This window comes from Tenacibaculum sp. Cn5-46 (assembly GCF_022347705.1).
Lineage (GTDB): Bacteria > Bacteroidota > Bacteroidia > Flavobacteriales > Flavobacteriaceae > Polaribacter > Polaribacter aiptasiae.
This window is the reverse complement of sequence record NZ_JAKRGD010000004.1, coordinates 353079-365283: the sequence shown is the minus strand read 5'-3', so window position 1 is coordinate 365283 and position 12205 is coordinate 353079. Positions and strand designations below refer to the sequence as shown.

Annotated in this window: 12 protein-coding genes; 2 read left to right on the top strand and 10 right to left on the bottom strand. The window is 27.6% G+C overall.

Annotation, left to right across the window (positions count from 1 at the left end; all coding sequences use genetic code 11):
* Positions 1-17: 17 nt before the first annotated feature.
* The 3 genes from MHN29_RS10610 to MHN29_RS10600 form a co-directional block, all read right to left on the bottom strand.
* On the bottom strand, positions 18-542 hold the full coding sequence (locus MHN29_RS10610; protein WP_235274627.1) for a hypothetical protein: 525 nt from the start codon (positions 540-542) through the stop codon (positions 18-20).
* A 107-nt stretch (positions 543-649) separates the two neighbouring features.
* Entirely contained in the window at positions 650-1336 is a 687-nt protein-coding gene (locus MHN29_RS10605) for a ZIP family metal transporter (protein ID WP_235274628.1), read from the bottom strand.
* Positions 1333-2058 (bottom strand): bifunctional 2-polyprenyl-6-hydroxyphenol methylase/3-demethylubiquinol 3-O-methyltransferase UbiG, encoded by a 726-nt coding sequence (locus MHN29_RS10600; RefSeq protein ID WP_235274629.1) that lies wholly within the window; start codon positions 2056-2058, stop codon positions 1333-1335. Before MHN29_RS10600 ends, MHN29_RS10605 begins: the two co-directional genes overlap by 4 nt.
* A 111-nt stretch (positions 2059-2169) precedes the next feature.
* On the opposite strand from MHN29_RS10600, the gene MHN29_RS10595 reads away from it, so the two are divergent.
* Complete coding sequence (locus MHN29_RS10595) at positions 2170-3342, top strand: class I SAM-dependent RNA methyltransferase (protein WP_235274630.1); 1173 nt, start codon at positions 2170-2172, stop codon at positions 3340-3342.
* 39 nt (positions 3343-3381) lie between these two features.
* On the opposite strand, the gene MHN29_RS10590 is transcribed toward MHN29_RS10595, so the two are convergent.
* From MHN29_RS10590 to MHN29_RS10560, 7 genes are all read right to left on the bottom strand, one after another.
* Positions 3382-3996 (bottom strand): HAD family hydrolase, encoded by a 615-nt coding sequence (locus MHN29_RS10590; protein ID WP_235274631.1) that lies wholly within the window; start codon positions 3994-3996, stop codon positions 3382-3384.
* A 52-nt stretch (positions 3997-4048) separates the two neighbouring features.
* Positions 4049-6985 (bottom strand): Ig-like domain-containing protein, encoded by a 2937-nt coding sequence (locus MHN29_RS10585; protein WP_235274632.1) that lies wholly within the window; start codon positions 6983-6985, stop codon positions 4049-4051.
* Between the two features lie 106 nt (positions 6986-7091).
* Positions 7092-7865, bottom strand: a complete 774-nt coding sequence (locus MHN29_RS10580; RefSeq protein WP_235274633.1) for a pentapeptide repeat-containing protein — start codon at positions 7863-7865, stop codon at positions 7092-7094.
* 123 nt (positions 7866-7988) lie between these two features.
* Entirely contained in the window at positions 7989-8261 is a 273-nt protein-coding gene (locus tag MHN29_RS10575; RefSeq protein ID WP_150901150.1) for an HU family DNA-binding protein, read from the bottom strand.
* Positions 8262-8447: 186 nt separating this feature from the next.
* Positions 8448-9392, bottom strand: coding sequence for a methionyl-tRNA formyltransferase (gene fmt, locus MHN29_RS10570; RefSeq protein WP_235274634.1), 945 nt, complete (start codon positions 9390-9392; stop codon positions 8448-8450).
* Position 9393: 1 nt separating this feature from the next.
* Positions 9394-11280, bottom strand: coding sequence for an ATP-dependent DNA helicase RecQ (locus MHN29_RS10565; RefSeq protein WP_235274635.1), 1887 nt, complete (start codon positions 11278-11280; stop codon positions 9394-9396).
* Positions 11273-11815 (bottom strand): AAA family ATPase, encoded by a 543-nt coding sequence (locus MHN29_RS10560; RefSeq protein WP_235274636.1) that lies wholly within the window; start codon positions 11813-11815, stop codon positions 11273-11275. The genes MHN29_RS10565 and MHN29_RS10560 overlap by 8 nt, the downstream gene beginning before the upstream one ends.
* Before the next feature lie 108 nt (positions 11816-11923).
* Between MHN29_RS10560 and MHN29_RS10555 the strand changes: the two genes are divergently transcribed.
* The gene (locus MHN29_RS10555) at positions 11924-12205 is read left to right on the top strand and encodes a DUF493 family protein (RefSeq protein WP_150901153.1); all 282 of its coding nucleotides are present in this window, start codon (positions 11924-11926) and stop codon (positions 12203-12205) included.

The window sequence follows — 12205 nt, the reverse complement described above, 5'->3', positions numbered from 1 at the left end:
AAAAGCTTCATTATATATTATGGGTTTCCAACAATTACACCACCACCAGCTTCATTTGGTCTCCTTAATATAAAATTTAGACCTTTTTCTTCTGCGTATTCTTCTGAAAATAAAGAAGTAGAACATAAATTGTCAATATTATTATTGTAAATAATAATTAAAACTCCTTCTGTGTTTTTAAAATCAATATTTTTTTGTTCACATGTTTCTGGATCAATAATTTCATCATACATGATTTTTCCGTCAATAAAATATTTTACCGGCTTGTATTTAGAAGATATGTTTGTACCATCGCTAATGTGAAGAATTAAAACCTTTAAGGTTTCAGAACTAAGAACTGTGCTATGAAATTCTTTAGTGAAATCATAAACACCTTTTAATTCAAAATTATTGTTAGAACAAGGGATTTTAACATTTATGGAGTTACTGATATAATCAAAAAAGCATTTTTTTGGAAAAATATCAAAACAATTTTTATATAAATGAGATAAATCTTCAGGTCTTTCACCTCTATTTGCTGGCCAATTAGGGTTTCTTTTCATTATAGTTATATTTAAAAGGTTAATATTTCTCCAAATATCAAAATAAATGAAGAATACTAACTACCTATAAATAGGTATTTTAAACTATCTAAATATAGGTAAAACTATTATAAAGTGAAAACAGTCAGTAAGATACCTAACAAAATAGCAGCAAACTTTTGAAAGTTGAATTTGTGATTTTCTGAACTTTCAAATAAAATAATAGTTGAGATATGAAGAAAAATACCAATAGTTACGGCAATAATTTCAGCGTGATATCTATGTAAAAAAGTAAACTTTTCTGAAACATACATTCCTAAAGGACTCATTAAAGCGAAAAAAACTAAAAACAACGCTACCGTTTTTTTGTCATATTTGGCCTTAATTAAAAAGGTAGTAAGTACAATAGCAATAGGTATTTTATGTATGAAAATAGCCCATAAAAGATTGTGTTGGTGATCACCATGATCATGAATAGGTAAACCTTCCGTAAAAGCATGAATACTTAAACTAACAAAAAGTAACCAAGGAAATTGGTTCTTTTCAGAGTGAATATGTACATGTCCATGTTCTGCTCCTTTTGAAAAAGATTCTAAAATAGATTGTATAAGGATTCCCAAAATTATAAGAATACCAATTTTTTTGGAATCCGAAGTTTCTATATACACTTCTGGCATCAAATGAAGTATGGTAACTGATAATAGGTAAGCACCACTAAAGGCTAGTAATAAACGAACAAATTTCGTATTTGGCTTTAAATACAATACAATTAAAGCTCCTATTAATACAGATATTATAAGAATCAATGAACTCATTCAGCAACTAAAATTAATCTATCAGAAGTGGTAGGATTAAACTTATTTAAACTATAATCACCAAATACATGTTTTATTTTCAACCCAGCTTTTTCAAAATACGATTGCATTTTGTCTAAAGTTAAAAATTTTACCTGTTCAGTATAAGAGTGTTGTTTATCATTGTCAGAAAAAGATATATGTTTTAATATAAAACCATCTTTAATTTCCTTTTTTATATTGAATTCAATGTCATCTATGGTTTTAGTTTCTTCTTTAACTAAAGAATTTTTTACTTTTTCAACATTTAAAAAGTCAAGAACTAGTACACCATTTTCTTTTAAACCATTTTTCAAGCTTTTTAAAATAGTGATGTCTTCTTTATCATCATCAAAATAACCAAAGCTTGTAAATAAATTAAAAACTGCATCGTACTTGTTTTCTAAAGGAGTACGCATATCCCAAACTTCAAAATGAAGAGTATCGTTTTCAAATTGTTTGGCGTGTTTTATACTATTGCTACTTAAATCACCACCAGTAACTTTATATCCTAAAGAATTTAAATAAACCGAATGACGTCCTTTTCCACAAGGTAAATCAGCTATATGGCTTGATTTAGGCAAGTTTAAAAAAGAGGTAATATTTCGCATAAAGAATTGAGCATCGGCATCATTTCTATGCTTGTATAATATATGGTAGTATGGTGTATCGAACCAAGAAGTAAACCAGTCTGTTGTATTCATAACTATAAGGTCTGCAAAAATACATAAATCTTACGTTTTTTATGATGAAAAAAAAAAGATTCTCGCTAAGAGAAAATTAACTGTATTTTTGCAATGAAATTTTACATTTAGATGGAGAACGATTTTAAAATGACAGCCATAACAATGGCTGGTTTAGAAGGAGTATTAGCAGATGAGTTAAGGCAACTTGGAGCTCAAGACGTTAAAGAAGGAATACGTAGTGTTTCCTTTAGAGGAGATAAAGGATTTATGTACAAAGCAAATATTGCTTTACGTACTGCAATTCGTATTTTAAAACCAATAAAGAGAAGTAAAATTTTTGATGAAGAAGATCTATATGAAGCAATTCAACGTGTAAAGTGGGAACGTTTTTTAGATGTAGAAGGAACTTTCGCTATTGGAGCTGTTGTAAATTCTAGAAACTTCACAACAAATTCACACTATATCAGTTTAAAATCTAAAGATGCTATTGCAGATTATTTTATGCATAAGTATAAAAAGCGTCCAAATGTAGATTTAAAATACCCTGATGTTAAGGTTCATATTCACATTCACAAAGAGTGGTTAACTATTTCTTTAGATTCTTCGGGAGATTCTTTACATAAAAGAGGATATAGAAGCGCTACGAATATTGCGCCAATTAACGAGGTTTTAGCAGCTGGTTTGGTATTATTATCAGGATATAAAGGAGAAGAAAACTTTATAGATCCTATGTGTGGTTCTGGAACTATATTAATAGAAGCTGCTATGATTGCTAATAGGATACCAGCTAATATAAATCGTAAACATTTCGGTTTTGAAAATTGGAAAGATTATGATGAAGATTTATATTTTGTAATTCAAGATTCATTATTAAAAAAGATTACAAGTTCTCATTTTAAAATAATGGGATTTGATAAGGCTCCTTCGGCGGTAAATAAAGCAAAACAAAATATTGTTAATGCTAATTTAGAAGAATTCATAGGGGTTCACCATGTGAATTTCTTTAACTCTAAAAAAGAAGTGTTTGGTAAAACAACTATTTTATTTAATCCACCTTACGGAGAACGTTTAAATATTAATGTAGAAGAGTTTTATAGAAAAATAGGGGATACCCTGAAGCATAGTTATTCTAATTCTACAGCATGGTTAATTACTTCAGATATTCAGGCATTAAAACATGTAGGTTTACGTACTTCAAAAAGAATTCCTATTAAAAATGCCGATTTAGATTGTCGCTTTGTAAAATACGAATTGTATGAAGGAAGTAAAAAAATGAAAAAGCAATTTCAAATAGAAGAATAAAAAAAGCCGTTGATATGTTCAACGGCTTTTTTGTATGTTTTATATTGTTATGTGTTGTTCTATTTCTTTCAAATTAGCTATTTCATAATCCTTTAAATTAGAGCTATGACGATTAACCTTTAAATAATTCCAGTTCATTTTTTTTGCACCGAGAATATCTGATTTAAAAGAATCTCCAATCATTAATATCTCATTGGAAGTATTATTTGTTAATTTTTCTATTTCATTAAAAATAAAATGATCAGGCTTTAAATAGCCTATGTCACAAGAAAAAAGCATTTTTTCAAAATAAGAGTCTAAATTATAATCAAAAAAAGGACGTTTATATGGTGAAGCTAAGTTTGAAATTAAGAAAATTCGAAAATTTTGTTTTAAACTTTTAAGTACATAAAAAACTTCTTCATATACAATAACAGAATTTAATTCCTCTTCTAAACTAGCTATGTTTTTATTATATAATTGATTGAATTCTATTGGTAAGACACTTTTTAATTGATTAATATCCTTAGTCATTACAAGTTTAAGATATGATGAAAAATCTATGTCAAAACCGCTTTTAGAAGTTTTAAATAAACTCAAAAAGAAATGATTTGGTTTCTTGATTTCAATTAATGTATTATATAAATCGAAAACTATTGTTTTTATAGTATTCATTTTTTATATGAGATAAAGAATTTATATTCTTTTTTTTAAGGTGTGAATCATTTTATTGTTTTATAAAACTTTTTGTAATTATTCCTTTAGAAGTAATTATTTTAATGAAATAGGTAGAGGATGGAAGGTTTTTGATTGTGAAACTTGTTTTTTCAGTTTTCATTACCATTTGTCCTATAGTGTTGTATATTTCACATCTTATTGAACTTATTGTAGAGGGTAACTTTATATTTAAAATATCATTGGTAGGGATAGGATAAACAAATATTTGTTTTGAATAGTCAATATTACCTAAACTCTGATAATTTGATTTTATTTCAGTAAAATTATTTCTATTATTTATTTTTGTAGAACAGTTATTAGTGTTAATAGAAATGTAATATTCATAATTATTATCTGATGTATTAGCATTTATATCATTAAATGAATTACTATTCGAAGATACTGAAGCTATTTCTTCATATCCTTCTTGATTTTTATTTCTATAAATAGTATAAGTAGAAAAATCAATTCCTTTGTAATGAGACCAGCTTAAATTTACAGTTTTATTAATTGAAATACTACTCTGTAATAATATAGTTTTATGTGAATTTGTGCTAGGAGAATAGTTGCCACATTTATCTATTAACCTAACTTTATAATTATAAGATTGAGAAGTGTTATCTGATGTGTCATCTAAAAATGAATTTTCTGTAGGGGTAATTAAACCAATACGGTTATAAACATTAGTGGTACTGGTTTCTCTCAAAATTTCATAGACATCTATATTAAAATTATCTTTATTATTTAAAAATATTCTATTCTTGGTTTTTTGAGAAAAATCACTAGAGACATAACAAATACTTAGTTTGTCATATTGAGGTATTAAATTAATGTAGAAATTTTGAGTATAAGTATAATTATCATCTGATAGAGATAAATTATAAGTTCCATTAGAAAGGTTTGTTAAATTTTTATTTTTTTCTTGACCAGAAGGTATTTTACCTCCATTTGTAGCAGACCAATTATAAGTTAAATTACCTGTTGTATCATTAACACTTGTAATAGTTATTGAGCCAGACCCTCTTTCTGAAGAGCAATAAGAATTATAACTTTCGTAAGTAATATTAATATCATTTATATTAACAATATTTATGTTGAAAATTTTTTCGTAAGATTGATTGTTTTCATCTGTAACTTTAACACGAATAGAGGCAGATTTTTTATTTTCATAATCAAAGGAAATTATATTGAACAAGCTATTATTGCTTATTGTAAAAAGGTTATTGTTGTCATCACCTATTCCATTAATTAATTCGAACTTATGACTATCAGAAGGTAAATCTAGGTCTATAGTTGTAAACTCTCCAATTTTCATTGAAGATACATTTTCTTTGACAGAATTATTAGATAATATGATGTCAGAAGGGATATTATTATTTAAAGGTTTAATAATAATGTTTACAGTTGCAATGTTACTATCTAAATTTCCATCATTTATTTTATAGGTAAAACTATCAGATACTGTATTAGAACCATCATGTTTATACAAAAAAGTTCCATTAGAATTTAAAGTAAGTTCTCCATGAGATGGATTTGTAACTAAAATAGGAGTTAAGGAATTGTCATCTACATCAGTGTCATTATGTAAAAGACTTATTTCTCCATTTTGCAGAGCTGTTATTGTTTCTCCTTCGTTAATTTGTATAGAATCGTTATAAGCAATTGGAGAATCATTTATAGCTTCTACTTTTACTGAGATAGTTGCGGGAGCACTTGTAAATTGATCGTCACTAGCTGTTACTGTAAAGGAATCATTACCATTAAAATTAAGGAATGGTATGTATGTAACAATATTATTAATAATAGATATATTTCCATTAGAAGGAGGAGATACTAGTTTATATGTAATTTGATTACTATCTGGATCTATAGCATTAAGAGCTATATTTATAATTGTGTCTTCATCAGTTGATACAAATTTATCAGCTAAAGTTGGAGGAACATCTATTGTAGTATCTGGACAACCGGTAGAGATATTAGAAAAGATTACTATTCCATAGTTAATATTATCAATACCATGAAAGATAGTTTTTTCAATTTCATCAATATCACTTGTACACCAACAGTTATTTGATAAATTTTGACCACTAAATTTACTAGTGTTTTCTACATTGTATTTAGAATTATTACATAAGGTGTTATTTGAAAATGTTGCGGTTGGATTATTTCCTGTAATTTTAAGGCCTATTTCATTATTTTTAATAGTATTTCCTTTCATAACAGATGATTCATTTCCTCCACTAAAACTTTGTTTTAATCCAATGTTATTAGAAAGAAAAGTCGAATTAGATATAGTTGATGTATGCCCGTCAAGACCAATTTCTGTATTTCCTTCAAATAAACACAAGTTTATTTTACTTTCTACTAATTCAGCACCAATTCTATTATTTTTAAATTCGCAATTAGTTAAGTTTACTTCATCATGATAGTTGGCAATTCCTTTATCATTATTTAAGAATTTGGTGTGATCTATATATATAGGCCATTGTGATCTTCCAGGATCTACTTTAATTGCACTATTATTAAATTGAAAAATAGAATTTTTAATACTACTTGATTTAACATAATTATATCTTAAAGCATTACTAGCATATTCTACTGTAACATATTCAAAAATAAAAGAAGCGTTAAACTCTAGATTTATTTCTTGCCAAGCCCCCTTTTGAGGAGTTGAATTATTTGATGTAAATATTATATTGTTATTTTTATTTCCTTTAGCAATAAGAGAGCCTTGTACTCGTAATTGAACATCATTGTTAAACTTAATAACTACACCAGGTTCTATAGTTAATATACTATTACTAAAAACAACTGTGTTACCTGTAATAATATAAGGACTATTAGCTAAACTCCAAGTTGTATCTGAAGAAATAGCACCTGAAATATTAGTTTGAGCAAAAGAAAATATTGTTAAGAATAAGTTTAATAAAATTATTAATTTTTTCATAGATTTTTTTCCGCAAAAATAAATCTAATAATTAAAATTGATATTATTTTTATCATAAAAAAAACTCGCAATAATTATTGCGAGTTTTTTATTTATGTTTTCTTAATTAATTCTTACTTTTTAACAAGTGCTTACTAAAGCTTCTTCCATTTATTTTAGTGTATTTAGAGTCAATTTCATAAGCAACTTCCATATTGGTTATATCAAATTGACCATGAACTTTGGTGTATTTAATATTTAAATCTTCTTGAAACTTTACATTTCTAAAAGAAACACCATCATTAAATTCAGAGTATTTAAAAGTAGCACTTTCATTAAAAGTAGAGTTGGCAAAGCTCACATATTGTTTAAATTCAGCATATTTAAACGTAGCTGGTTCGTCAAAAAAAGTATTTTCAAAAGTTATATCTCTATCAAATTTCGCATATTTAAAAGTAGAGTCATTATTGAATTTTGTGTTAGAAAAATCAGTATTACTTTCAAAATCAGAGTATTTAAACATTGCTTTTTGTTCAAAAACACAATCTCTAAATGTTACAACATCCTCAAAATTTGCAATAAAAGTGTATCCGCTTTTTTCATGAGGAATATATGCCAATACATCATCAGTAAAAGTACAGTTAACAAAAGAAATCTTATTAGTAATTTGTTTTTCAATGGTGTTAGAACCACCGTTATTCCACCAACGTTTTCTTTTAGGTAATTTAGGTAACGCTTCATTCATAAAAGTAAAGTCTAAAATACCTGTAATAGTTGCGTTTGAAATATTAACTGCTTTACCATTTTTTACATCTCTAATAATATCTGAAGCATTTACTTTTGTTTGAGCAAAACTTGTTAAGCAAAATAGAAAAGCGACTAACGTAATTATATTTTTCATTTTAAGAGTTTTTTTATGTTTATACCTAATAGACAACAGTTAAAACTATTTTGTGACACTTTTATATAGAAAAACAGCATTTAGTTGCCTAAATGCTGTTTTTAATATGTTTAGAAATAAGTCTTAGTTTACAGAGTCAGCTAAACCAGCTCCAGCTTTAAACTTAACTACATTTTTAGCAGCGATTTGAATTTCTTTTCCAGTTTGAGGGTTTCTACCAGTTCTAGCAGCTCTCTCAGAAACAGACCAAGTTCCCCATCCTACTAAAGCAACTTTGTTTCCTTCCTTTAAAGACTTAGTTACGTTAGAAGTTAAAGAATCTAATGCAGCTTTAGCAGCAGCTTTTGAAATTCCTGCGTCAGCAGCCATAGCATCGATTAAATCTGATTTGTTCATAATTTTAATAAGTTTTAAAAAATTAATTAATGTTTTATTGCTTAATAGCTCAACAAATATAGACGGAATGCGGGATTGTGCAAGAAATCATATCGAAAAAACAAAGTTTTGTTAATAAATAGGGGGTAATTGTTAATAACCCCAGTTGTTTTTTACCGAAAAAGCTAAAAGCCTATAAATAAAGGGCTACAGCGCTTTTGAATTTTCTTCAAACTGAAAACCGTTTAATAAACTCTTAGAATCCATTAATTTTTTACCTGAAATTTTTATTTGATCTATAATTAGGTAACCATCTTTCGTTGCTACTTTTAGTTCTTTTTTTGAAGTAACAATTGTACCATATTCTAATTCATGAGCAATAACTTCTTTAGAAACGCCATATATTTTAGCCGAAATTTCATCCTCTCCATTTAATATAGTTGTCCAAGCAGCAGGATACGGATTTAATCCACGTATATGATTGTATATTTCATCTAAAGATTTAGACCAGTCAATTTTACAATTATGAGGATAAAGTTTTGGTGCTGATTTTTCTTCCAATTCTGTTTGTTTTGTGGTGTTTACATCACCTTTAGCAATTAAATCAACAGTTTCTGCTACTAAACCAGCTCCTAAATGCATTAGTTTGTCATGTAAATGACCTAAAATTTCATCACTTTCAATTGAAACTTCTTTTTGTAAGATGATTTCTCCAGTATCTATTTTATCATCTATAAAGAAAGTTGTAACTCCTGTTTTAGTTTCACCATTCATAATAGCCCAATTAATTGGAGCTGCACCACGATATTCAGGAAGTAATGAAGCGTGTAAATTAAATGTACCATAAGCAGGCATAGCCCATACGGCTTTAGGAAGCATTCTAAAGGCTACTACAACTTGTAAATTAGCATTCCACTTTTTTAACTCTTCTTGGAATTCTTCACTTTTCAAGTTTTTAGGTTGAAGAATAGGTAGGTTTTGTGAAAGAGCATACTTTTTTACTGCCGATTGATTTAGTTTACGACCTCTACCAGCTGGTTTATCAACCGCAGTAATTACTCCAACCACATTATAATCATTTTCAACTAAGTGCTTTAATATGGTAACAGCAAACTCTGGCGTACCCATAAAAACGATGCGTAAATCTTTCATTTTATATTAAAAAATATTTATTGTTTGAACTACTAATTTTTTCTTCCGATAACAACTCACGCAAAAGTATTAAAATGTTTGCTTCTTTTTGATTTAACAATAAAGACATTTCCTGAACGGTTAGTTCTTTTTTCTCCTTTAGTAAAGCAATAATTTCATTTGTTGTTATAGAGATTTTATTGTTTTTGTTTAAACAAACATCACAAATACCGCATTCTGTACTAAAGTCTTCATCAAAATAAGATAGTAATTGTTGACTTCTACAAATAGTATTGTTTTTTATAAAGAAAATTAAGTCTTTAATTTTTTGTTCTTTCTGAGCTAAATAAACCTTAATGCTTTTTGATACATTATTAATTGTTCTATCTTCTTCTCTAGGATGGAGAAAAAATAATTCGGAATCGTTAGTAGCTTTATTGTATTCAATAAAACCATTCTCAGCCATACGTTCTAATTCTTGAATAACAAACCAAGAAGTGACGCCTGTTTTTTTAGCAATATAAAACTCATCAATTTTTATTTGAGTTTCAAAAATACCGCCATACAACCGTAATAAACTTTGTATAATTTTTTTTGAATTAGAGTTTTGTTTATAATGCAATAATACTTGGTTACTTGAAACAATAAATTGAACAGTAGATTTTTGATTAAAATTATTGTTTAATTCAATAATCCCATTACTATTTAGAATTTGTAACGCATTGTATGTTTTGTTAGGGGCTAATTTATATTTATTAGAAAACTTTAAAAGATTAAAGTTGAAACTAGTTTCTATAAGTTCTCCTTTAGCTATTTGAAAGTGTTGATATAGTTTTTGATGAACGATTTTAATATCATCAATAGTTGGTAAAGATTTTTTTAATAACTCTTTACTAAGTTTTATATCACTTTCATTAGTTAATACTACAGAAAAAGCTTTGTTTCCGTTTCTTCCACCACGTCCAGCTTCCTGAATATAATTTTCTATAGAAGAAGGTAAATTCAAATGTATAACTACGCGTACATTTGGTTTGTCAATTCCCATACCAAAAGCGTTTGTAGCTACAATAATTGGAGTTTTTTCACTCATCCAATTATCAAAAGCTATCTTTTTCTCGAGAGCTGTTAAACCTCCATGATAAAAAGAGCTTTTAAAGTTATTTGCATTTAAATAAGCACTAATTTCTTTAGTTTTTGCTCTTGAATTTACATAAACAATAGCGGGTGCTTTTGTTTTAGTGAAAATTTTACGAAGCTTTCCAAGCTTATCATCAGTTTTGAAAATTTGATACGCTAAATTTTCTCTATAAAAAGATTTTTTAAATACTTGTGAAGATTCTATTGCTAGAGAAGCAATAATATCGGTAATAACCTTATTGGTAGCAGTAGCTGTTAAAGCTATGATATTAGTTTCAGGCTGTAGTTCTTTTAGTATTTTAATGTTTTGATATGAAGGCCGAAAATCATGTCCCCATTCAGAAATACAATGCGCTTCATCTATAGCAATTAAGTTAACATGAAGTTGCTTAATTTTTTCTTGGATAAAACGGGATTGAAGTCTTTCAGGTGATAGGTATAAAAACTTGGTTCTTCCAAATTTAATATTATCAAATAAAGTGATAATATCATCTTGTGAACTTCCTGAAGGAATAATGGTAGCTTTTATACCTTTATCATTTAAGTTGCTTACCTGATCCTGCATTAAAGCAACCAATGGAGAAATAACTATACAAACACCTTCTTTTAATAAAGCTGGTACTTGAAAACAAATAGATTTACCACCACCAGTAGGTAATAAAGCAATAGTATCTTTGCCTTCTAAAACAGAAGAAATTATTTCTTGTTGGGGAGTTCTAAAAGAAGAATATCCCCAATAATGTTTTAATATTTTTAAAGCTTCATCATACATCGTTTTTTAACGAGTGTAAAATAAAATCGCATCGTTCATTTACAGTTCCAAAAGGAACGTTGATAATTTCGTAACCTATTTCTTCGTAAGCTTCCTTTAAAAAGGTATCAATTTTTACAGATTGCTCATAGGTTTCGTAGCGTTCATTGTCAGATTTGTATATGGCTTCCCAAGGAGCGCACATATATACTTTATTGTATAAGTATTTATTACTTTTTTCTTTATAAATAGGAGGGTAGTCGTTACCTAAATAATTCATATAAGCATGAACATCAGGAATTCCTCTATCAAAAAAGATAATTGAACTATCACTTTTTTGAGCGTCTAAGTATTGTTGTTCTCTTCCTTCTAATAATAGTTGACTAAATAATAAAGGTTGTTCTAAGAATAATTGATCTATACCTTCTTTTTGAGCTTTTAGGGTTACTTCTCTTGATATTTCTGGCATACATTCATAACCACGTTTTATAAGCTCTCTTAAAATTGAAGACTTTCCAGTACCTGGACCTCCTATAATTACTATTTTTTGTTGCATTTTGCAAAAATAAAAGTTTCAATTTATAAATGTAATAAATAGTGTAATTTTGTTCTCCATCATTTTTTAGGACAATTTATGATGGAAAATTTTTAAAAGAATAAAAATATGTCAGATAGAGAAGCGTTTTATATTAAGTTAAAAGCACAATTAGAGGATACTACCAAGTTTCCAGCCAAATATTTATATAAATTTATAGTGCCAACAGATGGCAACCAAGTAGAGGAAGTAAAAGAGTTATTTAATGCAGGAGGAGCTGTTATTGATACCAAAAAATCAAGAACGGGAAAATATGTAAGTGTTTCTATACATATTAAAGTAAAAGGGGCTGATGAAGTAATATCGTACTATAAAAAAGCCGAAGCTATTAAAGGAATAATATCGTTATAA